23 protein-coding genes and 1 pseudogene are annotated in these 26,731 nt (G+C 64.3%); 5 read left to right on the forward strand and 19 right to left on the reverse strand.

The genetic code is table 11. The annotated features are described in order from the left end of the window. Window positions 1–12: 12 nt before the first annotated feature. From AB7E35_RS01930 to AB7E35_RS01960, 7 genes and pseudogenes are all read right to left on the reverse strand, one after another. Window positions 13–372, reverse strand: a pseudogene (locus tag AB7E35_RS01930) (ArsR/SmtB family transcription factor); the annotation flags it as partial. Then, window positions 261–1,532 (reverse strand): organoarsenical effux MFS transporter ArsJ, encoded by a 1,272-nt coding sequence (arsJ, locus tag AB7E35_RS01935; RefSeq protein WP_428162908.1) that lies wholly within the window; start codon window positions 1,530–1,532, stop codon window positions 261–263. The pseudogene AB7E35_RS01930 and the gene arsJ, both read right to left, overlap by 112 nt. A gap of 6 nt (window positions 1,533–1,538) precedes the next feature. Beyond that, entirely contained in the window at window positions 1,539–2,582 is a 1,044-nt protein-coding gene (locus AB7E35_RS01940; protein ID WP_428166974.1) for an ArsJ-associated glyceraldehyde-3-phosphate dehydrogenase, read from the reverse strand. A gap of 258 nt (window positions 2,583–2,840) precedes the next feature. Continuing rightward, the gene (locus AB7E35_RS01945; RefSeq protein WP_428166975.1) at window positions 2,841–4,778 is read right to left on the reverse strand and encodes a PhoX family protein; all 1,938 of its coding nucleotides are present in this window, start codon (window positions 4,776–4,778) and stop codon (window positions 2,841–2,843) included. A 549-nt stretch (window positions 4,779–5,327) separates the two neighbouring features. After that, window positions 5,328–6,140, reverse strand: a complete 813-nt coding sequence (locus AB7E35_RS01950) for a BPSS1780 family membrane protein (RefSeq protein WP_428166976.1) — start codon at window positions 6,138–6,140, stop codon at window positions 5,328–5,330. 104 nt (window positions 6,141–6,244) lie between these two features. Continuing rightward, on the reverse strand, window positions 6,245–7,195 hold the full coding sequence (locus AB7E35_RS01955) for a homoserine kinase (RefSeq protein ID WP_428162912.1): 951 nt from the start codon (window positions 7,193–7,195) through the stop codon (window positions 6,245–6,247). A gap of 75 nt (window positions 7,196–7,270) precedes the next feature. Further along, window positions 7,271–7,639: a hypothetical protein gene (locus tag AB7E35_RS01960; protein ID WP_428166977.1), complete on the reverse strand. Its 369-nt coding sequence runs from the start codon at window positions 7,637–7,639 to the stop codon at window positions 7,271–7,273. 175 nt (window positions 7,640–7,814) lie between these two features. On the opposite strand from AB7E35_RS01960, the gene polA reads away from it, so the two are divergent. Further along, window positions 7,815–10,610: a DNA polymerase I gene (polA, locus tag AB7E35_RS01965; protein WP_428166978.1), complete on the forward strand. Its 2,796-nt coding sequence runs from the start codon at window positions 7,815–7,817 to the stop codon at window positions 10,608–10,610. A gap of 103 nt (window positions 10,611–10,713) precedes the next feature. Here polA and AB7E35_RS01970 read toward each other — a convergent pair whose 3' ends face one another. The 10 genes from AB7E35_RS01970 to AB7E35_RS02015 form a co-directional block, all read right to left on the reverse strand. Beyond that, window positions 10,714–11,895 carry a benzoate/H(+) symporter BenE family transporter gene (locus tag AB7E35_RS01970; protein WP_428162915.1) on the reverse strand — a complete coding sequence of 394 codons (1,182 nt, stop codon included), beginning with the start codon at window positions 11,893–11,895 and terminating at the stop codon, window positions 10,714–10,716. Between the two features lie 115 nt (window positions 11,896–12,010). Next, entirely contained in the window at window positions 12,011–12,289 is a 279-nt protein-coding gene (gene catC, locus AB7E35_RS01975) for a muconolactone Delta-isomerase (protein WP_428162916.1), read from the reverse strand. Between the two features lie 33 nt (window positions 12,290–12,322). Next, a complete protein-coding gene (pcaD, locus tag AB7E35_RS01980; protein WP_428162917.1) occupies window positions 12,323–13,135 on the reverse strand; it encodes a 3-oxoadipate enol-lactonase in 813 nt (270 codons plus the stop codon). A 135-nt stretch (window positions 13,136–13,270) separates the two neighbouring features. Beyond that, the gene (locus tag AB7E35_RS01985) at window positions 13,271–14,626 is read right to left on the reverse strand and encodes an MFS transporter (RefSeq protein ID WP_428162918.1); all 1,356 of its coding nucleotides are present in this window, start codon (window positions 14,624–14,626) and stop codon (window positions 13,271–13,273) included. Window positions 14,627–14,798: 172 nt separating this feature from the next. Continuing rightward, on the reverse strand, window positions 14,799–15,572 hold the full coding sequence (gene benD, locus AB7E35_RS01990) for a benzoate diol dehydrogenase BenD (RefSeq protein ID WP_428162919.1): 774 nt from the start codon (window positions 15,570–15,572) through the stop codon (window positions 14,799–14,801). Window positions 15,573–15,584: 12 nt separating this feature from the next. After that, entirely contained in the window at window positions 15,585–16,610 is a 1,026-nt protein-coding gene (gene benC / locus AB7E35_RS01995; RefSeq protein WP_428162920.1) for a benzoate 1,2-dioxygenase electron transfer component BenC, read from the reverse strand. A gap of 17 nt (window positions 16,611–16,627) precedes the next feature. Next, window positions 16,628–17,128 (reverse strand): benzoate 1,2-dioxygenase small subunit, encoded by a 501-nt coding sequence (benB, locus tag AB7E35_RS02000; RefSeq protein ID WP_428166979.1) that lies wholly within the window; start codon window positions 17,126–17,128, stop codon window positions 16,628–16,630. Beyond that, window positions 17,125–18,489: a Rieske 2Fe-2S domain-containing protein gene (locus AB7E35_RS02005; RefSeq protein WP_428166980.1), complete on the reverse strand. Its 1,365-nt coding sequence runs from the start codon at window positions 18,487–18,489 to the stop codon at window positions 17,125–17,127. The genes benB and AB7E35_RS02005 overlap by 4 nt, the downstream gene beginning before the upstream one ends. A 125-nt stretch (window positions 18,490–18,614) precedes the next feature. Continuing rightward, window positions 18,615–19,550: a catechol 1,2-dioxygenase gene (gene catA / locus AB7E35_RS02010; protein WP_428162349.1), complete on the reverse strand. Its 936-nt coding sequence runs from the start codon at window positions 19,548–19,550 to the stop codon at window positions 18,615–18,617. Between the two features lie 60 nt (window positions 19,551–19,610). Beyond that, window positions 19,611–20,786: a muconate/chloromuconate family cycloisomerase gene (locus tag AB7E35_RS02015; protein ID WP_428166981.1), complete on the reverse strand. Its 1,176-nt coding sequence runs from the start codon at window positions 20,784–20,786 to the stop codon at window positions 19,611–19,613. Between the two features lie 143 nt (window positions 20,787–20,929). On the opposite strand from AB7E35_RS02015, the gene AB7E35_RS02020 reads away from it, so the two are divergent. After that, window positions 20,930–21,874, forward strand: coding sequence for a LysR family transcriptional regulator (locus AB7E35_RS02020; protein ID WP_428166982.1), 945 nt, complete (start codon window positions 20,930–20,932; stop codon window positions 21,872–21,874). 233 nt (window positions 21,875–22,107) lie between these two features. Here the strand turns inward: AB7E35_RS02020 and AB7E35_RS02025 are convergent, their stop codons facing one another. Continuing rightward, window positions 22,108–22,920, reverse strand: coding sequence for a PEP-CTERM sorting domain-containing protein (locus AB7E35_RS02025; protein WP_428162352.1), 813 nt, complete (start codon window positions 22,918–22,920; stop codon window positions 22,108–22,110). Between the two features lie 406 nt (window positions 22,921–23,326). Between AB7E35_RS02025 and AB7E35_RS02030 the strand changes: the two genes are divergently transcribed. The 3 genes from AB7E35_RS02030 (at window position 23,327) to AB7E35_RS02040 (ending at window position 25,941) form a co-directional block, all read left to right on the forward strand. Further along, a complete protein-coding gene (locus AB7E35_RS02030) occupies window positions 23,327–24,049 on the forward strand; it encodes a lysostaphin resistance A-like protein (protein ID WP_428166983.1) in 723 nt (240 codons plus the stop codon). Window positions 24,050–24,079: 30 nt separating this feature from the next. After that, window positions 24,080–24,976, forward strand: a complete 897-nt coding sequence (locus AB7E35_RS02035; RefSeq protein WP_428162354.1) for a dienelactone hydrolase family protein — start codon at window positions 24,080–24,082, stop codon at window positions 24,974–24,976. A 119-nt stretch (window positions 24,977–25,095) separates the two neighbouring features. Continuing rightward, window positions 25,096–25,941: a ZIP family metal transporter gene (locus AB7E35_RS02040; RefSeq protein ID WP_428162355.1), complete on the forward strand. Its 846-nt coding sequence runs from the start codon at window positions 25,096–25,098 to the stop codon at window positions 25,939–25,941. 33 nt (window positions 25,942–25,974) lie between these two features. Here the strand turns inward: AB7E35_RS02040 and AB7E35_RS02045 are convergent, their stop codons facing one another. Next, window positions 25,975–26,724 (reverse strand): LytR/AlgR family response regulator transcription factor, encoded by a 750-nt coding sequence (locus AB7E35_RS02045; RefSeq protein ID WP_428166984.1) that lies wholly within the window; start codon window positions 26,722–26,724, stop codon window positions 25,975–25,977. Between the last annotated feature and the right edge of the window lie 7 nt (window positions 26,725–26,731).

A 26,731-nucleotide genomic window follows, 5' to 3' on the forward strand; every position in this document is an offset into this window, starting at 1 on the left:
CAGTGCGTTCATCGCAGCGATGTGGGCGCGGTAGCGCAGGTTGCGGCCCTGGCGCTGTTGCGTCACCAAACGCGCGTGCATCAGCTCTTTGAGATGAAACGACAGCGAGGTGGGCGACAGGCCCAGCTGTTCGGCGATCTGGCTGGGGGTGGCGCCCTCGGGGCCGGCCACCACCAGCAGGCGGAACACGCGCAGGCGTGATTCCTGGGCCAGCGCGGCCAGGGCCTGCACGGCCTGGGCGTCGGTCAGGTCGGCGGCTCTCATGCGGCTCTCGTTGAGACGGGCCGGGTGGTGGGCAGCCCCAGGGTCACCAGCCAGCACAGCGCCAGCATGGCGGCAGAGCCCAGCAGCGCGGCCAGCAGCCCACCCCATTGGTACAGCAGACCCGACAGCAGCGTGCCCAGAAAGCGCCCCAGGGCATTGGCTGCGTAGTAAAAGCCCACGTCCTCGGCGGCTTTTTCCGACCCGGCATAGGCCAGCACCAGATACGAGTGCACCGAAGAGTTGACCGCAAACGCAAACCCGAACACCGCCAGGCCGCCGACCACCACCCATTCGAGCGCCGGGGCCTGCAGCGCCACGGCCAGTGCCAGGGCCAGCGGCACCAGGGCCAGCGCTGCGGACCAGTGGCGCGCTGCGGGCACTTCGCGGCTCAGGCCGTCCGCGCTGCGGCGCACGATCTGCGGCGCCAAAGCTTGCACCAGGCCGTATCCGATGGTCCAGGCTGCCAGAAAGCCGCCAACCATGGTGAAGCTCCAGCCCACCGAGTACAGAAACACTGGCACGCCGACGACAAACCACACATCGCGCGCGCCAAACAGGCCCACCCGTGCAGCTGCCAGCAGGTTGATGCCGGCGTTCTTGGCAAACAGTTCCTTGGCGCTTTTAGATGCCTTGCTCTTGCCCATCATGCGGGGCAGCGCGGTGGCCACGGCCAGCAGCACCAGCGTCAGCAAACCGGCCATGGCCCACAGCGACGCTTGAAAGCCCAGCGTCTGCAGCAGCAGCCCGCCCAGGAAAAAGCCCACGCCTTTCATCGCGTTCTTGCTGCCGGTGAACCAGGCCACCCACTTGAACAATTGGCTTGCGCCCTGGTCCTTGGCCTGCGCCTGCGTGACCTTGATGGCTGACTTGCTGGCAGTCTTGGTCAAGTCCTTGGCGACCCCGCACACGCCCTGCGCCAGCACCACCCAGGCCACCGACAGCGTGGGGCCCCAGTCGGGCTGCAGCATGGACAGCAGTGTGAAGCCGATGATTTGCGTCACCAGCCCCACACCCAGCATGCGCGTGATGCCGTAGCGCGTAGCCAGCCAGCCGCCCACCAGGTTGGCCACGATGCCCGCAGCCTCGTAGAGCAGGAACAAAAAAGCCAGGGTGAACGGCGAATAGCCCAGTCGGTAAAAGTGCAACAGCACCAGCATGCGCAGAGCGCCGTCGGTCAGCGTGAAACACCAGTAAGCAGCGGTGACGATGGCGTAGTTGCGCACGGCCTGGGTAGCGCCGGGCGACGAGGAGGGTGCGGATTGCGGCATGGCAGATCAGATTCCGACAGCTTGCATGTGGCAGGCCAGATCGACCATGCGGCAGGCGTAGCCCATCTCGTTGTCGTACCAGGCATACACCTTGAGCAGCGTGCCGTCGGTCACCAGCGTGGAGGGGCCATCGACGATGCTGCTGCGCGTGTCGCGGGCGTAGTCGGCGCTGACCAGCGGGCGGGTCTCAAAACCCAGGATGCCGGCCAGCAGGCCCTGAGCGGCGGCGGCAAACAGCGCGTTGACCTCTTCGGCCGTGGTGGCGCGCTGCAGCTCGAACACGCAGTCGGTCAGCGAAGCATTGAGCACCGGCACGCGCACCGCATGGCCGTTGAGTTTGCCCTTGAGCTCGGGGTAGATCAGCGCAATGGCAGTGGCGCTGCCGGTGGTGGTGGGCGCCAGGCTCAATAGGGCGCTGCGGGCGCGGCGCAAATCCTTGTGCGGCGCATCCACCACCAGATTGGTGTTGGTCGGGTCGTGCAAAGTGGTGATCTGGCCGTGGCGAATGCCCAGGTTTTCGTGGATCACCTTGACTACCGGCGCCAGGCAGTTGGTGGTGCACGACGCTGCCGTCACGATGCGGTCGCGCGCAGGGTCGTACTGCGCGTGGTTGACGCCGACCACGATGTTCAGCACATTGCCTACCTTGACCGGCGCCGCCACGATCACCCGCTTGGCACCCCGGTCCAGGTGGCCTTGTAGCGTTTCGGGCGTCAGAAACTTGCCGGTGCACTCCAGCACCACGTCCACACCCAGGTCGCCCCAGGGAATTTCTGCCGCAGTGGCGTGGCTGCTGAAGGACAGGCGCTGGTCGTCGATACGAATGGCGGCATCGCCCTCTGTGGCGATGTCGGCACGCCAGCGACCCTGCACGCTGTCAAAGGCCAGCAGGTGCGCGGTGGCCTCGGGGCCGCCCTTGATCTCGTTGAGGTGCACCACGTTCAGCCGATTGCCCGCCCGCGGGTCGTCGCCGGGGCGCTCGGCTGCACCCAGTGCGGCGCGCAGCGCCAGACGGCCGATGCGGCCCATGCCGTTGATACCCATGTTCATGTTCAACTCCTTGATATGATTTTACACTTCAAGATTAGTTGAAATATCAATGGATTGATGTTTACCGAGTCAAGACGCTGACACCGTCAAAGAGTGGGATGGGGGTCTTGGGTACGCCCTTATCCTCGTGCTCTCTAGTGGCGCTTCTGCGGCATTGCGACCGCTGCATATAAAAAAAGCGGGGCATCTGCCCCGCTTGTAGCTTGTATGTCGAGGTTAGGCAGTTTTTACCCAACCTCAATCCCACCATTACAGGGCTCAGCCCAGCTTCGGCTGTGTCGGTGTGCTGGTGAGGTAACCTACAGCGGCGCCGAACTTGTTCTTGTAGTTGGCGTTGATCAGCGGATCCAGCGTGCCCTTGACCACATCGTGAATGCTGCCCCAGTCGCCAGCGTGCTGGAAGTTGCTCATGATGTAGGTCCAGCCGTTGATCTCGTCCACGGCTTGCAGGCCAGTGGATTCGCCGCCTGCGGGAACCGACATCACGCGCGACAGCGTCTTGGTGTCCACGTTGTAGGCCCACAGGAAGTTGTTGACGTGCTGGCCGCTGTCTTCACCGATGAACAGCGTACGCATCTTTTCTGAGAACTTCAGGTTGTCAGGGTTAGAGATCTTGTCGGGGTTGGCGGTGTTGCCCAAGGCGTCGGGCGTTGCCAGATCTTCGCCGACCAGGGCTGCGGGAGCCGCCATGTCCACGGCCACCCAATCACTGTTGATGGCAGCGCCCTTGGTGTCCTTGATGCCACCCTTGAGATTCAGCGCGTACACTGCGCCAGCACGGATCTGCTTGTCGAGTGCAATGCCGCCTGCCTGCGCAGCAGCGTTGCCCTTGATCATCGAAGATTCCAGGCGCGACATGGCCGAGTAGGCGACCTTGTCCTTGATATTCACGGCGGTGCCTTCCATCTTGGTAAAGCCCATGCTGGCGCCCATCAATGCGGCGTAACGGTGGGTTTCGAGGAAGGCGGCGGCCTTCTCCATACCGGGCTTGAGCTTGACCCAGTTGAACTTGCCGCTGTAATTGATCTTGGTGTAGGTGGGATCCTGGGGGTCGGCTGTCTTGACATCCATGATGTCAGTCGGCTTCAGCGTCTTGGCCAGCGTTTCGATCTCGGCGCTAGTGGCGCTGCCGAGCTTGATCCAGGTCAGCTTGCCCGAGCCAGCACCAGCCGACGATGTTTGCTCCCACTGGGCCACATACAGCGAACCAGAGGACAAGTCGCGCTCTTTGTCGGCCACGAACATGAACAGGCCACCGTTCGTCCAGTCGTCACCACACAGAGCCGTGCGGTTGTCGGGCATGATTTGCACGAGTTCTTTGGAAATGCGGCCAGTGCAGTAGTGCTTCTTGATGGTGCCGGTGCCGTCGGGATTCACGGTCACTTCGGGCAGGTGGCCGTAGAGGTACGGATTGGCCTTGGCAGCGTCCCCGTACAGGTTCAGGCTGTAGGCATCCATGTTGTTCTTGTCGCGGGCGGCGAATGCGTCGGGCTCGTACTCTTCGCTCGACAGGTGCGTGCCCCAAGGCGACAGGCTGGCGCCGCAGGTGATCCACAGGCCATTGACGCTGCTGGTGTCCACGTTGTGGTACTTGACCAGGCTGAGCTTGCCGGTGGCAGGGTCTTGATCCAACGTCAGCACGGCGATGGGCGAAGGCAGCTTGCCGTACATGTCGGTTTTGCCGTCTTGCGCCCAAGTGGTGTACTCGAACTGCACTACGGCGAACAGCGTGTTGCCCTTGACGCCTGCCACCTTGGCGCCGTCGATCTTGATCAGCGAAGCACCATCGGGGCAGTCAGAGAAGAATTGGCGCTCCTTGCCGGCAACGGTCTTGTCGATGATGGGCTTGTTGTTGATATCGAAATAGCCACCAGCCAGAACCTTGCCACCCTTGCCGTCGTCGACCATATCGCCGGTCACGAAGAAAGGCTGGTAAGCCAGTTGGTAAGTCTGCTCAGAGTTGTCGCTCAGCTTGACCTTGAGGCTGGAGCCTACGGTCGTCGTTGCCATCGCCGCGGGGTTGGCAAGCGTGGGGGCCGCCATAGAAGTGAAGCTGGCAGACACGAAGCTGGCATCGTCATTGCCGCCACAAGCGGACAGCAACGAGGCTGTGGCGCCGGCGCCGAGGGGGAGCATGGGAATGCCGGCCAGGAATTGAAGTGCTTTACGGCGGGAGGGCATCGTCGTGTTGGACATGTTGAAACGATTTCTCTTGGTAATGAAAAAAAGCAGACCACTTGGCGATATTGAGCAGCCTACTGCGTGCAGTAGTGCATGTTAGGTGGGGAATGTGACGAGCGCGTTAAGAGAGGTGGTCACGCCCAGCACAGGGGCTGGCGATGCAGCGGTTTGTCCCGGCACCAAATAATGGGTGACACTGAACTTTCATCTGGAAAGCTTGTGGTGCGCCGCCAAAGGCGAGCAGTACGCACGCTGGAATACCCGGATCACCGGCGCAACGGCTGCCGACGAGCATCGCAGCAGCCCAACACGTTAGGTTGGGTGGCCGAGATCTACCGCTTCTGTCCCGACAGCAAGCCTGTCAAGTGCATGGCTTTGGGTTGCCACAACTACGAAAGCGCCTAGACCGTGTTGCGGGTTGGCAGTCCGTTGGAAGACCGAAACCTGTCGAGATCGTCAGGCGAGGCATCAATCGCCGCGGTAGCCGCGGGCCATCGCAAGGCTTTGCCACGTCGCAGGCCGGCGGTTTGCGGCCTCTTGGTGCGATGCGCGCGGCGGCGCCGGTCACTCGGTAGTCTTTGTAGGCGCGTCCTGGGTGCGCTCGGGTGCGTCAAAACAGTCGCGGAACGTAAACACCACCGACGCCAGAAACATGGCGGCAAGCATCATGGCCGTGGCCACCATGAGGCCTCCCGCAACGCCTGCGCCCAAACCCATCGCGGTCAGCAGCGTGATCACCAGGCTGATGGCGATGCCCGCGCCCAGAAACACGCCGATCCACGACAGGCCATAGACCATGAAGGCGCCGAAGTTGCGCAGACAGGCCACGATGCTGAAGAACAGCGCCTTGACGGGCGGCACGTTGTGCCAGTGCACCAGACCGGGCGCATGCCAGAACAGCAGCGACAGCGGCACGTACAGCAGCAGCGACAGCCACATGGCGGCCTGGAAGTCGCCGGACTCGGCCACCTCGCGGGTGAGCGGCTGGCCACCCAGATAGACCTGAGCAAACTGGCCGTCATCGAGCAGCGCAGACAGCCCCATCACACACAGAAACCCCACGGCGTACAGCGCGCCTAGCATCAGCATGGCGTGCAGGCGCTGTTTGCCGGTGCGAAATGCCACCAGCAGCAGGGCGGGCGTGGGCGCGCGGCCCTGGCTGGCCTCGGCGGCGGCCACCATCATGGCCAGTGTGGCCGATGGCAGCAGGGCCAGCGCCACGGCAGGGCCGACCAGCGGCAGCATGTTGACCAGCGACATGGCGGCCATGGTCATGAAGAAAAGCGCGGCCAGGGCCATGGGCTGGCGCCAGAAAACCCGGATGCCCAGGCGTACCCATTCCAGGCCCGTGCGCGCGGGGACGATGTGCAGTTTCATGAGTGGCAGTCGAAGTGGCGCACCCGGCTGTGATGCGGGTGCATGAGGAATTTACCCCAGCCAGCGGTTTGTGCCCCGTGCGCAGGGCATTGTGTGCACGCCTGCTACAACAGCACGGGCTGGGCCACACGCTGGCGCAGCACGCGTTCGAAGTGCGCGGGGTCGTGGGGTTTGAGCATGCTGGCCTCGCGCGGCAGATAAAAGTCCCATAGGCGCGATATCCAAAAGCGCAGCGCGCCGGCGCGCAGCATGGCCGGCAGCAGCGGGCGTTCGTGCGCGGTGAGGGGGCGCACCGCCTGATAGGCGTCGATCATGGCCTGGGCGCGCTGCGGGTCGTGCGCGCCGGTGTCCAGGTCGATGCACCAGTCGTTCAGGCATACCGCCAGGTCGAACAGGAAGGTGTCCACGCCCGCAAAGTAGAAGTCGAAAAAGCCGGTGAGCGCATCACCGTCAAACATCACGTTGTCGCGAAACAGGTCGGCATGCACCGGGCCGCGGGGCAGGGCGGCGTAGGCCGAACTGGTGGCCACATGGTTTTGATACGCCAGCTCGGATTGCAGCAGCGCCGCTTGCTCGGCGCCGATGTGCGGCAGCACCACGGGCACGGTCTCGTTCCACCAGGGCAGGCCGCGCAGGTTGGGCTGCTGGCGCTGGTAGTCGCGCCCCGCTAGGTGCATGCGCGCCAGCATGTCGCCCACGGCCGCGCAGTGCACGGCTTGCGGGGCCAGCTGGCTCTTGCCGCGCAGCTTGGTGGCCAGCGCGGCAGGTTTGCCGGCCACCTGGTGCAGGATGGCGCCATGCGCGTCGGCCTGCGGGTCGGGCACGGGGATGCCCGCGTGCGCCAGGTGCTTCATCAGGTGCAGGTAAAAGGGCAATTGCTCGGCCGTGAGGCGCTCGAACAGCGTGAGCACGTACTCGCCCTGCTCGCAGGTGACGAAGTAGTTGGTGTTCTCGATGCCGCCTTCGATGCCGCGCAGCTCAAGCAGCTTGCCCAGTCGCAGTCGGCGCAGCAGGTCGCGCGCCTCTTTGGGGGAGACTTCGGTGAAAACGGCCATCGGTCAGTAGGTCAATGCACAGGCGTGCTGCATGAAAACGCTGGAAGCGGGGCGGGTGATGTGGGTAGCGCGGGGTCAGAAAGCCCGCAGGTTCCATACGCGCGGAGCGGTCACGGTGTCCGACTCGTTGAAGTTGCCGGGCCGCGCACGCGCGCCGTCGTTGGCTCGCACCTCGTAGGCAGGCACTGGCGTGCCGGTCTTGGGTTGCACGGTGATGCTTTGCGTCTGGCCGCCCACACGCAGCTCTTGCACGCGGCTGCCGGCGTCTTCCACCACGATGCGCTCGGCGCGCTGATTGCGGCGGTCTTCCAGCGTCGGCTCTCGTGTCAAGGGCTGAGTGCGTTCCTGCCCTGTGGGCCGGGCGGCATCGGGACTGGTGCTTTGGGCCAGAACAGCGGGGCTGGCCAGAACCAGCAGCAGGAGCGGAGTGTGAAGGGCGCGCATGGGGCGCGATTGTAGGCGCCGTGAGCGCGCTGCAGGCGCGGCGCGAACAGCTACCAACAGCTGTTGACGGCTGCGAACGGCGTGCCCGCCGCATGGTGCGGCACAGGCTATGCGCTGTGGGCGGCATGCGGCGGGCTTTGTGCAGCAGCCGGGCGCATGTGTGCACAATCGCTCCATGAGCGACTCTAAAACCCTGGTGCTGGTGGATGGCTCCAGCTACCTGTACCGCGCCTTCCATGCCATGCCTGACCTGCGCGCTGTACCCGGCGATGCCGCCAGTGCGCCCACGGGCGCCATACGCGGCATGATCAACATGCTGCAGGCGCTCAAAAAGGAAGTGCGGGCCGACTATGCCGCCTGCGTGTTCGATGCCAGCGGCCCCACCTTCCGCGATGCGCTGTACCCAGAGTACAAGCAGCACCGCGCTCCCATGCCCGACGACCTGCGCGCGCAGATCTCGCCCATCCACGAGGTGGTGCGGCTGCTGGGCTGGCCGGTGTTGTGTATCCCCGGCGTCGAAGCCGATGACGTGATTGGCACCCTGGCCGCGACGGCGGCGCGCCAGGGCATCGAGGTGATCGTGAGCAGCGGCGACAAGGATCTGGCGCAGCTGGTCAACGAGCACATCACCATCATCGACACCATGAACGGCAAGCGCCGCGACCTGGCGGGGGTGCAGGCCGAGTTTGGCGTGCCCGCGCGGCTGATGGTGGATTTTCAGACCCTGGTGGGCGATCAGGTGGACAACGTGCCCGGCGTGCAAAAGGTCGGCCCCAAAACGGCCGCCAAGTGGCTGCAGGAATATGGCTCGCTCGACGGTGTGGTGGCCAGCGCCGACAAGATCAAGGGCGTGGCCGGCGAGAACCTGCGCAAGGCGCTGGACTGGCTGCCCACGGGCCGGCAGCTGCTGACCATCAAGACCGATTGCGACCTGAATGGCTGGGTCGATGGCCTGCCTTCGCTCGACGCCATCACCGTTGGCGCGCCCGATGCGCCCCGGCTCAAGGACTTTTACGAGCAATACGGCTTCAAGGGCCTGGCGCGCGCCCTGGGCGATGCCGCATCACCTGCAGCGGCGCCCGCCCCCGTTGTCGCCATGCCCGGCGAAAGCGGTGACCTGTTTGCCGACCACTCCGCCAGCCCCGTGGCCGAGGCTGCGCAGCACCGTGCGGTGGTGTACGACATCATCCTGAACTGGATCGACTTCGACCACTGGCTGCAGCGCCTGCAAAAGGCCGATCTGGTGGCGCTGGACACCGAAACCACCTCGATTGACGAAATGCGCGCAGAAATCGTGGGCATCAGTTTCAGCGTGCAGCCGGGCGAGGCGGCCTACATTCCGCTGGCCCATGCCGGGCCGGACGCGCCCGCGCAACTGCCGCGCGATGAGGTGCTGGCGCGCCTCAAGCCCTGGCTGGAGGATGCGCGCCACAACAAGCTGGGCCAGCACATCAAATACGACCGCCATGTGTTCGCCAACCACGGCATCGAAGTGCAGGGCTACGTGCACGACACCATGCTGCAAAGCTACGTGCTCGAAGTGCACAAGCCGCACAACCTCACCAGCCTGGCCGAACGCCACACCGGCCGCACAGGCATCAGCTACGAAGACCTGTGCGGCAAGGGCGCGCACCAGATCCCCTTTGCCCAGGTGCCGGTGGATAAAGCTGCGGCTTATTCCTGCGAAGACTCGGACCAGACGCTGGACGTGCACCTGGCGCTGTGGCCGCTGCTGCAGGCCGACGACAAACTGCGCGCCATCTACGAACTGGAGATTGCCTGCAGCGAGGCGCTGTACCGCATCGAGCGCAATGGCGTGCTGATCGACGCGCCCACGCTGGCCGCGCAAAGCCACGAGCTGGGCCAGCGCATCCTGCAACTGGAAACCGAGGCCTACGCCATCGCCGGCCAGCCGTTTAACCTGAGCAGCCCCAAGCAGCTGGGTGAAATCTTCTTCGACAAGCTGGGCATGCCCGTGGTCAAGAAGACCGCTACCGGCGCGCGCAGCACCGACGAAGAAGTGCTGGAAAAACTGGCCGAAGACTACCCCCTGCCCGCCAAGCTGCTGGAGCACCGCAGTCTGGTCAAGCTCAAGGGCACCTACACCGACAAGCTGGCGCAACTGGCGCTGCCGCGCACCGGCCGCGTGCACACGCACTACGCGCAGGCCGTGGCGGTGACGGGGCGGCTGTCGAGCAACGAGCCCAATCTGCAAAACATCCCCATCCGCACGGCCGAGGGCCGGCGCATCCGCGAGGCCTTCGTGGCTCCCCCCGGCTGCGTGATCGCCAGCGCAGACTACAGCCAGATCGAGCTGCGCATCATGGCCCACATCAGCGGAGACCACGCGCTCTTGCACGCCTTCCACGCCGGCCTGGACGTGCACCGCGCCACCGCCGCCGAAGTGTTTGGCGTGGCGCTGGACCAGGTGACGGGCGAGCAGCGCCGCTACGCCAAGGTCATCAACTTCGGCCTGATCTACGGCATGAGCAGCTTTGGCCTGGCCAAAAATCTGGGCATCGAGAACAAGGCCGCCGCCGCCTACATCGACCGCTACTTTCAGCGCTACCCCGGCGTCAAGCAGTACATGGACGAGACCAAGGCCGCGGCCAAGTCCATGGGCTATGTCGAGACCGTGTTTGGCCGGCGCCTGTATCTGCCCGAAATCAACTCGCCCAACGGCCCGCGCCGCGCCGGTGCCGAGCGCGCTGCCATCAACGCGCCCATGCAGGGCACGGCGGCGGATCTCATCAAGATGGCCATGGTGGCGGTGCAAAAAGAGCTGGATGCCCACAAGCCCACCATCAAGATGATCATGCAGGTGCACGACGAACTCGTCTTCGAGCTGCCCGAGGGCGAGGTGGACTGGCTGCGCAGCCACATCCCGCGCCTGATGGCCGGCGTGGCGGCGCTCAAGGTGCCGCTGCTGGCCGAGGTGGGCGTCGGCCCGAACTGGGACAAGGCCCATTGATTCCTCCGCCCCGGCGCCGCGCAGGCACGGGGGGCAGACCTTGGCGCAGGTGCGGGGCGGGCGCAGGCTCAAAAAGCCTTCGTATGCATCGTTGCTGCCTTCATCAGCGCTCTTTGCTTTGCGCTACCTTTGGCTTGCCAAACAGCCAATACGAGGCCATGCCGAACACCACGCCCCAGAATGCTGCTCCCAGTCCGAACAGTGTCATTCCCGAGGCGGTTGCCAAAAAGGTGATGACCGAAGGCTCCACGTAGGCGTCTTCGCTCACGAGAATGCGAATGTTGGAGACGATGGCGCCGATCAGCGCCAGGCCCGCCAACGCCGCGATCAGTGCCGACGGGAATGCAGTGAACACCTGCACGATGGTTCCCGCGAAGGCCCCGCCGACGAGGTAGAACACGCCGTTGGCAATACCCGCGATGTAGCGTTTTGCGGGGTCCGCGTGCGCATCCCTGCCAGTGCACAGCGCGGCGGTGATGGCTGCCAGAACGATGCTGATGCCGCCAAAGCACGCCGTCAGCAGCGATGCCAGGCCCGTCCCCGTTACCACGGCGCGCGACGGCACGCGATACCCCGCCAGCTGCAGCACGGCCATGCCTGGCAGGTACTGTCCCGTCAGGCTCACCAGCACCAGAGGCACGGAGAAGCTCAGAAACACACCGATATTGAATTGCGGCGCGACGAACACCGGTCTTGCCAGTTCCAGTCCGAGGGCCTGCAAATGGGTCGTGCCCATGGCGAACGCGACGGCGAAGCCTGTCAGTGCCACGATGACGATGGCGTAGCGTGGCCATAGCCGCTTGCTGACCAGGTAGGCCGCCAGCATGGCGAAGACGACGATGGGCATGTCCACGCTGGCGCGAAAGGCTTGGACCCCGAACTGAAACAGGATGCCAGCCATCATCGCCGCCGCAATGCCCCTTGGGATGAAAGCAACGATCTTCTCGAAATAACCCGTGACGCCAATTGCGATGACGATGACCGCGGCCGTGAGGTAGGCGCCTACCACTTCCGGCATCGAGATGTCGGGGAACAGGCTGAGCAGCAAGGCGGTTCCGGGAGCGGACCACGCCGTGATGACCGGCAGTTTGAGCCACCAGCTCAGCAGCAGGCCGCTGACGCCGGCTCCGATCGAGATGGCCCAGATCCAGGACGTCAGTTCAGCATTCGAGATATGGCCTGCTTGTGCAGCCTGGATGAAGATGACGAGCGGTCCGGCGTACGAAATCAGGACCGCCAGAAATCCGGCCACCCAGGCGGTCAGAGAACCCTGCTTGAACTCCATCAGTGGCTGCCGGCTGAAAACAGGTTCTTCAGTGGGACGTCAAAGGCCGAAAGGCTGCCACCAAGGGCAGACCCGGCGATGGCGCCCCCACGCCCCATGCACATTGAACGCCCGCTTACTTGATGGACGAGGGGTGTTTGGCCAGTGGCGTCACCGAAATCCTCATGAACGGGAACAGCGGCAGCTTGCTGAGCGTGTCGTGCAGTTCGTCGTTGCTTTCCACATCGAAAACGCTGTAGTTGGCGTACTCGCCCACCACGCGCCACAGGTGCGGCCATTTGCCAGAGCGCTGCAGCTCTTGCGAGTAGGCTTTTTCTTCGGCCTTGATGCGCGCAGCTTCTTCAGCCGGCAAAGTGGAGGGAATGTCAACAATCATGTGAACCAGGTACAGCATGGGAGCTCCTTTGTGTGTGAAAAATGCGTGTGATCAGGCCGCCGGGATGCTGGATATGAAGTCCAGCAACGCCTGGTTGAATGCCTGGGGCGCTTCCAGATTGGAGAGGTGGGAAGCAGGCACTACGGCCAGGCGTGCGCCTGGAATGCCGGCCTGCATGGCCTGGGCGTCGGCCACCGTGGTCACCGGATCGGACTCGCCCGCCAGCAGCAGCGTGGGTACGGCGATGCGGCCGATGTCGGCCCGCAGATCCGACGACGCAAGCGCCTCGCAGCACGACGCGTAACCTTCGGGATCGATGCCAGCGATTCCCTCCTGTGCTTGCTGCACGGTTGCAGGATGAGCGTGGATGAAGCCGTCCGTGAACCAGCGGCCCGGTGCGGAATTGGCCAGTGCCCGCATGCCAGCTGCGCCACCGCTGCGCACCATGGCAGCGCGCTCGCGCCAGGCCGGCTCCGCGCCGATCTTTGCGGCGCTATTGCAGACCGCGATAGCGCTCAGGCGCGGGCCCGCATGGATGCCCAGCCACAGCCCGGTATGGCCGCCCATCGATATGCCGCAGAACGCGGCGCGCTTGATCTGCAAGGCATCCAGCACGGCGAGTACGTCCTGGCCCAGATCATCGAAGCTGTAGGGGCCGGGCGTGACCGGGCTGCCGCCATGGCCGCGGGTGTCGTAGCGGATCAGCCGGTGGCCCGCAGAGAACGCAGCCACCTGCGGCGCCCACATCTCCAGTGTCGTACCCAGGGAGTTGCTCAAAACCAGCGCCGGGGCTGTTTCATCGCCATCCACGGCCACCCTGAAGTCGCCGCGGGATGTTTTCAGTTGAAAGGCTTTATCGTTCACGTTCATTGCTTCGTTAAGGGAATGTGAGCCATGCTTCCTTCGCAGCCGCCAACCGGCTGCGGATTGCGACACGGATGAATATAGAAGACATCACTGCACCCCCTTGACGTTTGTCATTGGCAGTCCATCGATGCCTTACAGGGAAGTGGCAGGTTGTGGGGCCGGTGCCACTGCATTGGCATTTGCAGGAGTACGGCCGTACCACAGGATAAAAAAGCCAATGGCGAGCGCCGCCACCAAGCCGGGCACAGCAAACACCAGGAAGTTCATCTTCAGCGGCAAGGCGGCTGCGATCAGTGAGCCTCCCAGCAGAGGGCCGACGATGGCCCCCGTACGGCCGACGCCAGATGCCCAGCCCAGACCTGTAGAACGCATGGACAGCGGGTAGAACTGCGCCGTGTTGGCGTACAGCAGAATCTGGGTGCCGATGGTGGTGGCGCCGGCAATGGCGATCAGCAGATACAGCAAGGGCATGGGGCTGTTGAAACCCAGCAGCGCGATGGATACCGTGCCCAGCGTGAAGAAGACCGCCACCACCTTGGGCAGGCTGAAACGATCGCCCAGCCAGCCGCCCAAAATGGCGCCCACCACGCCGCCAAAGTTCAGCATGAGCAGGAAGGACAGGCTGGAACCCAGGCTGTAGCCCGCGTTGGCCATCAGTTTGGGCAGCCAGGAGCCCAGTGCGTACACCATCAGCAGGCAGCAAAAGAACGACAGCCAGATCATGAGGGTGCCCACCGTGCGGCCCTGTTTGAACAGGTCGAGCAGCGGCACGCCTGCGCCCTTGGCGTCGTGCTGAACCAGTTGCACGCCCGCAGGCAGCGGAGCGTATGGAGCCACCTTGCCCAGCATTTCACGCGCCTTGGCTTCCTGGCCCATGCGCAGCAGGAAACCCACGGACTCGGGCAGTTTCCACAGAATGAGGGGCAACAGTACCAACGGCACGGCGGAGGCAAAGAACATGGATTGCCAGCCATAGCGCGGCAGCATGTAGATGCCCAGGCCCGCGCACAGCACGCCGCCCAGCGAGTAGCCACTGAACATGATGGCGACCAGGGTACTGCGGGCCCGTTTGGGCGCGTATTCGTTCATCAGAGCCACGGCATTGGGCATCAGGCCGCCGCAGCCCAGGCCCGCGATGAAGCGGTAAATGCCGAACTCGGTCGGTGAGGTTGCAAAGCCGCACAGGAACGTGGCGACACTGAACAGCACGAAGCTGAGCGCCACACCCTTCTTGCGGCCGATGCGGTCGGCCAACGGACCAAACACGAAAGCGCCGAACATCATGCCGAACAGCGCGTAGCTGCCCAGGGCGCCGGCTTGCACCGGCGTCAGGCCCCATTCCTTCATCAGCACGGGCAACACCGCGCCGTAGATGAACAGGTCATATCCATCAAAGATGAGCAGCAAGCCGCACAGGCACATCACCATCCAGTGAAATCGGGTGAAGCGCGCGTTGTCGATGATCTGGTTGACTTCCAGCGTTTTCATGTTTGTCTCCTGTTTGTTGCCGCGGGGGCGAATGTCTCAGCTGATTCGTTCTAACGGTTGGCGCCACATCGCCACTGCGCTGATCTCCACGGCGCAGCCGGGCGTTTTGCAGGGTATGAGTCTTCTTGTTGGCGTGGCGGCGCAGGTATGTTTCATGGGTGTGGGCAGATGGTCAGCCGTTGTCCCCTCCCGCCACTGGCAGCACTGCGCCAGTGATGTAGGCAGCCTCGTCCGAAGCCATGAAAAGGATCGGCCCGACCTGATCCTCCAAATTGCCGTAGCGCTTGAAGAAGTTCGACTCGGTCACCTGCTGGACCGCCTCGCGCATCCACGCCTGTTCCTGCGCGCTGTCGCCGGCCGCGTTGCGCGGCACACGCCGCGGCGGTGCGTTGGTGCCACCTGGGGCGGTTGCCACCACCCGGATGTTGTGCGGCGCGTACTCCATCGCCAGGGACTGCGTCAGCGCGTTGACGCCGCCTTTCGCCGCCGAATACGGCACGCGGCGGATGCCGCGCGTCGCGTTGGACGATACGTTGACGATGGTGCCGCCACCACGCGCCAGCAGGTGGGGCAGCACCGCGTGGCAGGCGTACAGGGTGGGCATCAGCGACCGGCGGATTTCGGCGTCGATCTGCTCAGGCTCGAACTCGGCATACGGGCGCATGCGAATGGCACCGCCAACGCCGTTGATCAGGATGTCGATGCCGCCGAACTTCCCGGCGGCAAAGGCCATTGCCGAACGTGCGCCTTCGTAGGTTTCCAGGTCGGCGACAAAGCCCGCGGTGTTGCCGCCCGGTGCCTCGGCCGCCACCTCGGTGACGAAGTCGGCACGATCGACCAGCACCACCCGCCCGCCCTCGGCAGCGGCGCGCAATGCAACGCCGCGACCGATACCCTGGGCCGCGCCCGTCACGATCAGGACCTTGCCTTCAAATCGTTGCGTCATGCTGTGCTCCGTTCAAGCCGCGGGCTGGTTGGGCGTGAACTTCTCGTAGTAGAAGTTCGCGGGCGTGATGCCTTCGGCCTTGAAGTGCTTTTGCACGGCCTCCACCATCGGCGGGGGGCCGCACAGGTACACATCGACGTTGCCCGCATGCAGCACTTGCGCAGGCATGTGGTTGGTGACATAGCCCTGGCGTTCATGCGACGTCGCCGGGTCGGCCACGCAGGTGGTGAAGGTGAAGCCGGGAATGCGCTGGGCGTAATCCTGCAGCCGCTCCACCAGCACCAGATCCTGGTCGCGCGTCACGCCGTAGATCATGTGCACGGGGTGCGTCGTGCCTTGTGTGGCCAGCACCTCCAGCATCGACAGGAAGGGCGCCAGTCCCGTGCCGCCGGCAAGGAACAGCAAGGGACGCGTCACGGCGCGCAGGTAGAAGCTGCCCAGCGGGCCCGTCATCTCCAGCCCGCCGCCGGGCGCGCCGGACGTGGCACCCGCCAGCCAACCACTCATCAGGCCGCCAGGCACGTGCTTGATCAGAAACTTCATGCGCTGCGCGCCCGGCGCAGAGCTGAACGAATAGGAGCGATGCTGGTTGCTGCCCGGCACGTTGATGTTGACGTACTGGCCTGGCAGGAACGCCGGAGCGTCCTGCGGCACGTCCAGCGCGAGCTCGTAGGCCGCGTCGCTGAACTGTGTAATGGCTGCGACCGATCCGCTGAACTGGGCCATGCCGGTCTTGCATGCGGTGGACGGCACGGGCACCGCGATCACGCAGTCGGACTTGGGCACCATCTGGCAGGTCAGCACCAGCCCCTCGGCCGCCTCTTGCTCGGTCAGCGCGTCTTCGATGTAGTCGTCACCCAGATCGTAGGTGCCGCTTTCGGCGCGGCACTTGCAGGTGCCGCACACGCCGTCGGAGCAATCCATCGGCAGGTTGATGCGGTTGCGGAATGCGGCGTCCAGCACTTTCTCGTTGGCACCGCAGTCCACGAAGCGGGTGACACCGTCCTCGAAGTTCAGGGCTATTCGGTAGCTGCTCATCGTGATCTCCTTATCCGTCAGATGTGATAAATGTCGATCACCTGGCGGATGTAGTCGTTCTTGAGAACGATCTTCTTGCGAGCGATCAGAAAGCTGCCCCCCACCTTGCGCAGCGTGGCGTACACCGTGCCGAAGAAGTGGTCTGTGACCTTGTACCGGTGGCTGAGGGTATGGAAGTTGTAGCGAACGTCCACGCCGTCGTCACGCTCGGCCAGCACTTCCACATTGGTGAGCATGTGGTTGGTGCGCGGCTCGGGCATGGATGCGCTGGAGCGCTCGGTCTTGATGCGAAACACCCGGTCTTCCAACCCGTTGCGGTTGGGGTAGTAAATCAGCGAGATCTGGCTTTGCGGGTCGTCGGTCAACTGGTCGTCGTCGTCCCAGGCCGGCATCCAGTATTCGGCGTCCTCGGCATACATTTCCAGCCAGGGTTCCCATTCGCGGTCGTCCAGATGGCGTGCCTCGCGGTAGAGAAAAGCGCAGATGGCGCCGTAGTTGGCTTGGTTTTCCTGACTCATGGCTGAACTCCTTCACGCTCTTGCTGCACTGCTTTGCGCATCTCTTGCACCCAGTAGTGGTGCTGACAAACGAACAGGCCCTCGTCCTCGCTGCGCTCGCCGCTGAGCAAGGGCTTCATGCCCATCTTCCTGGCGTTTTCGTCCGGCCCTTCGATCCACAGCGGAGCGCCGCGGCTGAGGTCGTTCCAGCCTACTGCCGAACCTGCATAGCCAGCCTGGCACGCGCGGAACTCTTCCAGATCGTCGGCCGTGCCCATGCCCGACACGTTGAAGAAGTCCTCGTATTGGCGGATGCGGATCGCGCGATCTTCCGCGCTCTCGCCCTTGGGGCCGAAGCAGAAGATGCTGACTTCGGTCTTGTCCACGCTGAGGGGGCGCACCACACGGATCTGGGTGCCGAACTGATCCATCAGGAACACGTTCGGGTACAGGCACAGGTTGCGGGTCTGGCCCACGATGAAGTCTGCGCGGTCCTGGCCCACGCGCCGTGCCAGGTCTTCGCGCTGGTTCCAGATCGGACGCACCTCAGGGTTCAGCGTGTTGGTCCACAGCAGGATGTGGCCATTCTCGAAGCCGTACACGCCAGCGGTGGCCTTGCTCCAGTTGTTGGCATCCGTGGCCTTGGTGCCGCCTTCCTTGCGCCGGCTCATGGTGGCGGCGTAATTCCAGTGCACGGTGCTGACGTGGTAGCCGTCGCAGCCGTTTTCCATCTGCATCTTCCAGTTGCCGTCGTAGATGTAGCTGGAGTTGCCGCGCAGCACCTCCAGGCCATCGGCAGCCTGGTCCACGATCTGGTCGATGATGACGCGGGTCTCGCCCAGGTAGTCCTCCAGCGGCAGGACATCGGCGTTGAGGCTGCCGAACAGAAAGCCCTTGTAGCTCTGAAAGCGCGCGACCTTGGTCAGGTCATGCGAACCGTTCTTGTTGAAGGACACCGGGTATTCGGTGGTCTTCTCGTCCTTGACCTTGAGCAGCTTGCCGCTGTTGCTGAACGACCAGCCGTGGAACGGGCAGGTGAAGCTGCCCTTGTTGCCGTGCTTGCGACGGCAAAGCATGGCGCCCTTGTGCGCGCAGGCGTTGATCACTGCATGCAGTTCACCAGTCTTGTCGCGGGTGATGATGATGGGCTGGCGGCCGATCCAGGTGGTGTAGTAATCGTTGTTGTTCGGGATCTGGCTCTCGTGGGCCAGATACACCCAGTTCGATTCGAAGATGTGCTTCATCTCGAGCTCGAACAGATCGGGATTGGTGAAGATGTCCCGACGGCACCTGAAGATGCCTTGCTCCTTATCTTCTTGCAGCGCGTCTTCCAGCAGCTTCTCGATGTTCTGATACCGGTCATCGCGTACGGCAGTGTTCATGATGTGTCTCCTTGGTGTGCAGACATCTCCCACGATCCACGGCGCGGTTCGGTAGGAGAGGGAAATACGATCTAAGCGGCCGTGGCGCACGTGGCGCCACGGCGGTCAGAAGTCAGGCCGTCGGCTCAGGCCTCGAGGCGGGGACGGTTGACGATCTGGTTGTCCACGCCATTGACCAGGGCAGTGAGCGAGATGTCGAAAACGATCTCGGCGAACGGACCATCGAGTCCCTCGGCCTTGATGCTGGCCGGGTCGGTGCGCTCGACCAGCGGTGGCACCAGACCTTCGCGGGTGGCATAGGCGAAGTCGTCGAAGACCAGCGGATCACCGTCGATGTTGATCTGCGTCGTCAGCTTGCGGTGGCCCTCTGCGGTGACGAAGAAGTGAATGTGCGCCGGACGGTTGCCATGGCGGCCCAGCTGGTTGAGCAGGCCTTGCGTGGGGCCATCGGGCGGGCATCCATAACCCTTGGGCACGATGCTCTGGAACTTGTAGCGGCCCTGGGCGTCGGTGACGATGGTACGACGCATGTTGAACGGCTTTTGCTCGCCCGTGGGGTCAAAGTGGGAGTAGAAGCCCTTGGTGTTGGCATGCCAGACTTCGACCTTCGCGCCGGCCAGCGGCTTGCCATCCGCGCCATGCACCGTGCCGTGCATGATCAGGGTATGGCCTTCCTTGTCGCTGCCGTCGTCCAGACGGGCAAAACCTTGCGCGACGGGCGCGCCGGCCACGTACAGGGGGCCTTCGATGGTGCGCGGCGTGGCGCCTGCGACACCCAGAGCGGCGTCTTCAGCATCCATGCGCATGTCCAGGTAGCGGTCAAAGCCCAGGCCGGGCGAGAGCAGGCCAGCCTCGCCCCGGGCGCCGAGCTGATTCAGATAGGCGATCCCTGCCCAGTACTCGTCCGATGTGACTTCCAGATCCTCGATCGTCTTGTACAGGTCGGACAGGATGCGATGGACGATTTGCTTGACGCGCGGATTGCCCCCGCTCTGATCCAGGCCGCTGGCCAAACGCAGGAAATCCTGTACCTCGGGAGTATTGAAAATTTGGACGCTCATCGCGGTCTCCTTTTTTCCGGTCGTGGGTTAAAAACGTGGTGAATGAAAGGTTGCGACGATTTAGGCGGCTGCCACAGCGGCGCCCTGTTTCCTGTCGCGGCGGAAGAACTGGATGCGGTCTTCGTCCAGTGCAATGCCCAAGCCTGGCCCCGTCGGCACTGCGAGCTGGAAATCGCGGTACTGCAGGGGTTGGGTCAGGATTTCTTCGGTCAGCAGCAAGGGGCCGAACAGCTCGGTACCCCATTGCAGATCGCGGAATGTGGCGAAGGCATGGGCAGAGGCGATCGTGCCGATCGCGCCTTCAAGCATGGTTCCGCCATAGAGTTCAATGCCCGCTGCGTCGGCGATCGCCGCCACCTGCTGGGCTGCCCGCAGGCCGCCGGACTGTTCGGTTTTGATGGCGAACACATCGGCGCCTGCGACCCGCGCCAGCGCGAACGCCGAGGTCGGGCCGGTCAGCGATTCGTCGGCCATCACGGCAATTGCAAAGCGGCCTTTCAGGCGCGCCAGCGCATCGACAGAGGCCACGGGCTGCTCCACCAGTTCACATCCCGCGTCCACCAGCCCGGCCAGGCCACGCTGGGCTTCAAGCTCACTCCAGGCCATGTTCACGTCCACCCGCACGGCGCCGCGGTCGCCCAGCGCTTTCTTGATGGTGGCAACGTGCGCCACGTCGGCATCCACGGCGCGACGGCCGATCTTGAGCTTGAAGATGTTGTGGCGGCGCTGCGCCAGCATGCGCTCGGCCTCGTCGATGTCCTTGGCCGTATCGCCGGACGCCAGCGTCCATGCCACCGGCAGGCTGTCGCGGACACGCCCGCCCAGCAGCTGGGACACAGGCAGACCGGTACGCTGGCCCAGCGCATCGAACAATGCTGTCTCCACGGCGCACTTGGCAAAGCGGTTGTCGTGGATGGCCTTGTTGAGCTTGGCCATGATGGCGGGGACGTGGCTGGCATCCGCGCCGATCAGCAGCGGCGCGAAATAGGTATCAACGGCCAGCTTCATGCCTTCGGGCGATTCGGCTCCATAAGCCAGCCCACCGATCGTGGTCCCTTCGCCGACGCCCACTGTGCCGTCTGAACAGTAAAGGCGCACGAGCATCAGGGTCTGGCCGTTCATCGTCGCCATGGACAACTGATGGGGACGGATCGTGGGCAGATCGAGCAAGAAGGTCTCCACCCGCTCGATGAGCGCTGGAGCTACGCAAGCTTGAGAGTTTCGTGTGTTTTCCATGTCCGCGATTGGATGCCAGGCCCCACGTTCCGCCCAACACTAAATTTGTCTAGTGCGATACTTAAAAAGTATGATTGATCATCATGCATAAATAAATCAATGACTTAAATATCGCAATTCATGCCTACCTATGGTTTTCCCTTATGGATGTCCGGCAGCTCAAGTATTTCGTCGCTGTAGCCAACACACGCAACTTCACGCGTGCCTCCGAACAGCTTCACATTGCCCAGCCCCCGCTGAGCCGGCAGATTCAACTGCTCGAAGAGGAGCTGGGCGTGCAGCTCATACTGCGCAACAGTCGGCCGCTGCGTCTGACCGATGCGGGGCGCAGTTTTTATGAGCAGGCGCTCCAAATCATCAACCGCCTTGATCAGCTCAAGAGCACCACCCAGCAGATCGGCCTCAATCAGCGCCAAACCTTGTCCATCGGATTCGTTGCCTCCACGCTGTACGGTGGCCTGCCCATGCTGGTGCGCAAGCTGCGGCAGCATTACCCTGACTTGGACATCAAGTTGGTGGAGCTGACCTCGATGCAGCAGCTCGCCGCGCTGAAGTCGGGGCGGATTGACGTGGGCTTCGGTCGCATTCGCAGCAACGACGCGTCGGTGGAGCGCATCGTCTTGCGCGAAGAGCGGCTGGTGCTCGCCCTGCCGCCGGACTCGCCGCTCACCAAAGGGGCCAGGCAAGCCACCCTCAAGGATCTTGAAGGGCAAAAGCTCATCGTTTATCCCAAAGAGCCACGCCCCAGCTTTGCTGACCACGTTCTGAGCCTGCTCAATGACCAGGCCATCCATCCCTCCGAGGTTCACGAGGTGCGCGAGATCCAGACCGCGCTGGGGCTGGTGGCCGCCGAGTCGGGGATCTGTCTCATTCCTGCCTCGGCGCGGCTGCGCAATGACCTGCATTACCGCTTGATTGACGATGAGCGTGCCACCTCGCCGGTCATCCTGACTCACCGCATCAACGACAACGGCTGGCACATCGAAGCCATCAAGCAATTGGTGGCCGATATGTACGCTGAAAAGCCAGCCTGGCTGGACGTGGAACACAACGTCTTTCCGAAAAGCGACTTGCCCCAGACTCCTTAGCGCAGGCGTAAAAAACCATAGCGCCTACCGCAGGTTCTGAAAGGGTTGAAGCCCTGAATCATTTGAAAATTGAACCCCTCAGCCTGCATCCCGTGGCCCGCAAGGTTTGCGGTTCGCGGCGCTTGCAAGGCCGGCCCGCGCCTTGCAGTTGCCGGTCTTGCGGGTCATGCGTGATACGGGCCAGGGGCTGCGGCCTGGCTGGTTCCTGGCGCTGAATGGGCGCCAGGTAAATATCAGGGCTTGCGACGGCGCATGGACAGTCCGAGGCCCGCCAGCGCCATGCCCAGCAGCGCCATGGTGGCCGGCTCGGGAACCTCGTTGCGCTCGAACGGCTGCGTGGCCATGTCGTAGGGCTGGTAGTTCAGGCTGCGCACCTGGGTGGCCGCGCCCGTGGTCTTGTCGATGGTGTAGATGCTTCCGGCACCACTGCCGCCGCCGGGGCCGGCTGCATACAGCGTGCCGTCCAGGGAGAAGCCCAGCCCGAAGATGTCGCCGGTCACGCCAAACAGGCCCACCAGCGACTGCGAGCCCGTGCTTTTGTTGACCAGGGCCAGCGCCACTCCGTTGCCGGTGCTGACGGCGCCGTACATGGCGGTCAAGTCGGTCGGGTCGACGGCGATGTCGCCCGCGTAGCCATAGCTTCCGTTGCCCACGAACGTGGAGTTGCCGTTGAGCGGGTTCACGCTGTACAGGCCCACGCCCGACCCGGCGTACAGCAAGCCGTCACGCCCTTCGCCCAGGGCGTTGCCTGGCACCGATCCACCCACGTTCGTCTGCACATTGCTGAGCAGGTTGTAGGTGGAGAGGCTGCCGCTACCCGACTGGACGTACAGCGTGTTCCCCTGAGGGCCCGACGATATGCTGAACGCGCCGGTTGACGGGTTCACCAGTGACTCGGCATAGGCGGCGCTGGCGTCGTACGAGTAGAGGGCGCCGCTCGAGCTGTTGATGTAGATGAGCGTCGAGGGCGCTGCGTAGGCAGAGGCTGCTGCCAGGATCGTGACGGATACGGCAGTCAGGGTGCGCTTGAGGGTGCGGGCTTGCATGGAGCGTCTCCGGTAGTGGGTGCATGACTCCGTAGCAAAAACAGGGCCTGCATTAAAAAATGTTGTAAATCAAAGGGTTGCAGCTTTGATTTGGCGGACTGGCGGACAGGGTGTCAGTTTTTTCGACAGGGGGTTTTTTTGTGGCGCGGGCGGGTTGTGCGCTGTGGCACAGGCCGCAGACCACCGGGACGCTCGCTACACTCGGCCTGCCAGACACCCGCCGGTCGCCGGCATTGAGCTCGTGCTCCGCCTGTCGCCGCCCGGTTGCCATTCGTTCGCCGCTTATTCGCAGACCCTGCATGACCGATTCATTGCCCCGCATCGCGCCTGCCACCCCGTGCCTGCGCCCGCAAGTCAGAGCAAGGCGCGCCTGCCGCCCGCCGCGCATGCTGGGCGGGGGCGCCGCATGAAGCGCCTTCCGGCGTGCGCCGCCGTGCCCCTGCGGCTTTGGGCCTTGCTGGCTGCGGGCCCGGTGCTGTTTTTGCTGTTCATCGTGGGCGCATCGGTATTTTTCAACGCGCAGGGCGTCGCACCTGGGCTCATCGGGCAAAAGGTGTCGGGCTTGGTCACTGAGGCCCTGGTGACCGTGCTGGTCTGCCTGGGATTGTTGCTGGCACTGCACGGCGCGCAGGTTCGCGCGGCCTGGTCGGGGCGCGCGCTGGAAAAAGCCGGTTCTTCTGCCGTGGTGGGCGCCCTGGTCGGCGTTGTGTTGGCGATTGCCTATATCCACTGGCTTGCGCCGCTGCTGGGCGTGCTGCAGCGCGATGTGGGCGATTTCGTGCCGCCGGGCTCGGTTTTGCCCACCGTGTCCAGCCAGATCGGCTTGTTTTTCGTTGCCAACGTGGTGCTGGCACCGCTGGTGGAGGAAACCCTCTACCGAGGCGTGGCACTGCCTGTGCTGGCGGCGCGCTTTGGCTGGGCGCGCGCGGTGGCCATCACCTGTCTATTTTTTGGCGCGCTGCACTGGGCCGGCGGTGTCTGGTACATGCTGCTGACGGGCCTGGTGGCCGGGGGGCTGTTTGCCGGCCTGTTTTGCTGGCGCCGCAGCGTTGTCGCACCGCTTGCGGCACACTTGGCGCTGAATGCCGTGGAGTTTGCCCATGCGCTGCAGCTGCGTGGCGGGCTCTGAGAAAACCCCAAGCCATTGCAGGAGTCTTGCATGTTGTCAAACGATCTTCAGCGTGATTTTGACGCGCTCGTCCCGGGCCGCAGCATCGGGGCCGGCTCCAGCCGCCGCAGTGCGCTGGGCATGATGCTGGGCGCGGGTTATGCCGCTGCGGCCGCGCCAGTGATGGCGCAGACGGCGATTGCCACCCCGGCCGACGGGCTGGTGGCGGGTGAAGTGAGTTTTGCAGTCAACGGTTTTGACGTGCGTGCCTACCGCGCAGCGCCGCAGGGGCGCACGGGCCTGCCCGTGATGCTGGTGATCTCCGAGATCTTTGGTGTGCATGAGTACATCGCCGACGTCTGCCGCCGCCTGGCGCGCGAAGGCTACCTGGCCATTGCGCCCGACTTGTTCGCGCGCCAGGGCGATCCGCGCGCCTACACCGAGGTGGCCAAGCTTTTGAGCGAACTGATCGCCAAAGTGCCTGATGCGCAGGTCATGGCGGATCTGGACGGCGCCGTGCGTTGGGCTGGCGCCAACGGCGGCGACTTGCAACGGGTGGGCATCACCGGCTTTTGCTGGGGCGGGCGCATCACCTGGCTGTACGCAGCGCACGGCCCGGTCAAGGCCGGTGTGGCCTGGTATGGCCGGCTGGTGGGGCAGGCCAGCGCGCTGACGCCCAAGCACCCGGTGGACATCGCGCCCATCCTCAAGGCGCCGGTGCTGGGCCTGTACGGCGAAAAAGATACCGGCATACCCCTTGACACGGTTGATACGATGAAAAAAGCCCTTGCACAAGGGTCCCCCGCAGCGAAGGCCTCGCAGTTTGTGATCTACCCGGACGCGCCGCATGCTTTTCATGCCGACTACCGCCCCAGCTTTCGCCCAGAGGCCGCGCTGGACGGCCGCAGGCGTGCGCTGGACTGGCTCAGGCAGCACGGACTTGCGTGAGCGCAGCCGTGGGGGAGGAGCCGCACACAAGCCCTTCGGGGCTTTTTTTGATGGTGCGGCGTGTCGTCGTTCATGAGTCAAAAGGGCTTGCAGCCCATTGAAAGAAAGCGCTAATAGCTATGACATTGATAGCAATCATTTTGGCCACCCTGGCCGCGGGCATTGGCAGTGTGTGGGTCGCTGCGGCGCTGCTGCGCGTGGGGCTGGGCGGGCGGGGGCGCGTGGGGGCGCAGCACCTTTTGAGCCTGGCGGCCGGCGCCTTGCTGTCCACGGCCTTCATGCACCTGCTGCCCGAGGCGTTCGAGAGCCAGGCCAGCGCGCATGACCTGTTTGCCACGCTGCTGCTGGGGCTGGTGTTTTTCTTTCTGCTGGACAAGGCCGAGCTGTGGCACCACGGACATGAACACAGCCAGGCCGAGCTGCGGCTGCACGATCACCACCACCACGCTCATGACCATGACCACGATCACGCCGACGATCACGGCGGGCATCGCCACGGCCACGGCCACGGCCAGCATGGCCACGGCGGCTGGTCGCTGCTGACCGGCGACAGCGTGCACTGCTTTGGCGACGGGGTGCTGATCGCCTCCGTTTTCCTGGCGGACATGCGCCTGGGCCTGGTGGCAGCGCTGTCGGTGCTGGCGCACGAGGTGCCGCACCACATTGGCGACCTGGTGGTGCTGCGCCACAGCAGCCTGCACCGCCATGCGGCCCTGCTCAAGGTGTCGCTGGCAGGTGCAGTGACGGCACTGGGCGGGGTGGTGGGCTACTACCTGGTGGGCTTGTGGGAGGAGGCGCTGCCGTACTTTCTGGTGGTGGCCTCCAGCAGCTTTGTCTATGTGGCGCTGGCCGACCTGATTCCGCAGCTGCAAAAACGCCTGACGGCCCTGCAGACACTGGTGCAGATTGCCTGGCTGGCGGGCGGTATTGCGTTGGTCATCTTGGTGAGCGGCCTGGCGCATTGACCGCCCTGCCGCACGGGCGGCGCCCTGCCGGTATCAGCCGCCCGCCAGCGCTTCGCGCACCGCCGCCACCTGGCGGCGCGATACCGGCAGCGCTTCGGTCAGTCCGTGCAGGCGCACGGCCCAGCCTTCGCCTTCCTGGGCGTCGTGGTGTCTTTCAAGGGCGCGCATGGCGCGGCGGGCCACCAGCGTGTTGCGATGCACGCGCAAGAAATGCGCCGCGTGGCGCGCTTCCAGGTCGGCCAGCGCGCCGTCCAGCACAAAGCTGCGCGCCAGGGTGCGCACCGTCACGTACTTCTGTTCGGCGCGCAGGTACAGCACGTCATCCAGCGGCACGCGCTCGGTGCGCCCGCGGTCATGGATCAGCAGCGCCTCGCAGTCGGGCGGCGGCAGGGCAGGGCGCCGGCGCGCCGCATGGGGAGCCGCGCGCTGCACCTTGGCCAGGGCTTGCTGCAGGCGCTGCAGGCGCACGGGCTTGGTCAGGTAGTCCACGGCATCCAGCTCGAAGGCCGACAGCGCATGGTCGGCGTATGCGGTCACGAAGACGATGGCCGGCGGATGCGGCAGGCGCTGGATGTGCTGCGCCAGCGCCAGGCCGTCCTGGCCCGGCATGTGGATGTCCAGCAGCACCAGGTCCACCGCCTGCCCGCCGCTGGTGGCCAACTGCGCCTGTGCGTCGGCGGCGTGGGCCGCCTCGGCCACGGTGTAGCCTGCTGCGCAGTCGTGCAGCAGCGTGCGCAGGCGGCTGCGGGCCAGGGCTTCGTCGTCCACGATCAGGATGTGCATGGCGTAT

The organism is Diaphorobacter sp. (assembly GCF_050251835.1).
Taxonomy (GTDB): domain Bacteria; phylum Pseudomonadota; class Gammaproteobacteria; order Burkholderiales; family Burkholderiaceae_C; genus JBFXIE01.

What these genes read in the sequence shown, in the direction of transcription:
- arsJ (WP_428162908.1), bottom strand. Translation starts at nt 1,532, where the DNA reads ATGCCGCAATCCGCACCCTCCTCGTCGCCCGGCGCTACCCAGGCCGTG.
- AB7E35_RS02035 (WP_428162354.1), top strand. Translation starts at nt 24,080, where the DNA reads ATGTTGTCAAACGATCTTCAGCGTGATTTTGACGCGCTCGTCCCGGGC.
- AB7E35_RS02045 (WP_428166984.1), bottom strand. Translation starts at nt 26,724, where the DNA reads ATGCACATCCTGATCGTGGACGACGAAGCCCTGGCCCGCAGCCGCCTG.
- catC (WP_428162916.1), bottom strand. Translation starts at nt 12,289, where the DNA reads ATGCTGTACCTGGTTCACATGATTGTTGACATTCCCTCCACTTTGCCG.
- benB (WP_428166979.1), bottom strand. Translation starts at nt 17,128, where the DNA reads ATGAGTCAGGAAAACCAAGCCAACTACGGCGCCATCTGCGCTTTTCTC.
- AB7E35_RS01940 (WP_428166974.1), bottom strand. Translation starts at nt 2,582, where the DNA reads ATGAACATGGGTATCAACGGCATGGGCCGCATCGGCCGTCTGGCGCTG.
- AB7E35_RS02015 (WP_428166981.1), bottom strand. Translation starts at nt 20,786, where the DNA reads ATGGAAAACACACGAAACTCTCAAGCTTGCGTAGCTCCAGCGCTCATC.
- AB7E35_RS01945 (WP_428166975.1), bottom strand. Translation starts at nt 4,778, where the DNA reads ATGTCCAACACGACGATGCCCTCCCGCCGTAAAGCACTTCAATTCCTG.
- AB7E35_RS01985 (WP_428162918.1), bottom strand. Translation starts at nt 14,626, where the DNA reads ATGAAAACGCTGGAAGTCAACCAGATCATCGACAACGCGCGCTTCACC.
- benC (WP_428162920.1), bottom strand. Translation starts at nt 16,610, where the DNA reads ATGAGCAGCTACCGAATAGCCCTGAACTTCGAGGACGGTGTCACCCGC.
- AB7E35_RS01955 (WP_428162912.1), bottom strand. Translation starts at nt 7,195, where the DNA reads ATGGCCGTTTTCACCGAAGTCTCCCCCAAAGAGGCGCGCGACCTGCTG.
- AB7E35_RS01960 (WP_428166977.1), bottom strand. Translation starts at nt 7,639, where the DNA reads ATGCGCGCCCTTCACACTCCGCTCCTGCTGCTGGTTCTGGCCAGCCCC.
- AB7E35_RS02030 (WP_428166983.1), top strand. Translation starts at nt 23,327, where the DNA reads ATGAAGCGCCTTCCGGCGTGCGCCGCCGTGCCCCTGCGGCTTTGGGCC.
- AB7E35_RS02020 (WP_428166982.1), top strand. Translation starts at nt 20,930, where the DNA reads ATGGATGTCCGGCAGCTCAAGTATTTCGTCGCTGTAGCCAACACACGC.
- catA (WP_428162349.1), bottom strand. Translation starts at nt 19,550, where the DNA reads ATGAGCGTCCAAATTTTCAATACTCCCGAGGTACAGGATTTCCTGCGT.
- AB7E35_RS02005 (WP_428166980.1), bottom strand. Translation starts at nt 18,489, where the DNA reads ATGAACACTGCCGTACGCGATGACCGGTATCAGAACATCGAGAAGCTG.
- AB7E35_RS02040 (WP_428162355.1), top strand. Translation starts at nt 25,096, where the DNA reads ATGACATTGATAGCAATCATTTTGGCCACCCTGGCCGCGGGCATTGGC.
- AB7E35_RS01970 (WP_428162915.1), bottom strand. Translation starts at nt 11,895, where the DNA reads ATGGAGTTCAAGCAGGGTTCTCTGACCGCCTGGGTGGCCGGATTTCTG.
- polA (WP_428166978.1), top strand. Translation starts at nt 7,815, where the DNA reads ATGAGCGACTCTAAAACCCTGGTGCTGGTGGATGGCTCCAGCTACCTG.
- benD (WP_428162919.1), bottom strand. Translation starts at nt 15,572, where the DNA reads ATGACGCAACGATTTGAAGGCAAGGTCCTGATCGTGACGGGCGCGGCC.
- AB7E35_RS02025 (WP_428162352.1), bottom strand. Translation starts at nt 22,920, where the DNA reads ATGCAAGCCCGCACCCTCAAGCGCACCCTGACTGCCGTATCCGTCACG.
- AB7E35_RS01950 (WP_428166976.1), bottom strand. Translation starts at nt 6,140, where the DNA reads ATGAAACTGCACATCGTCCCCGCGCGCACGGGCCTGGAATGGGTACGC.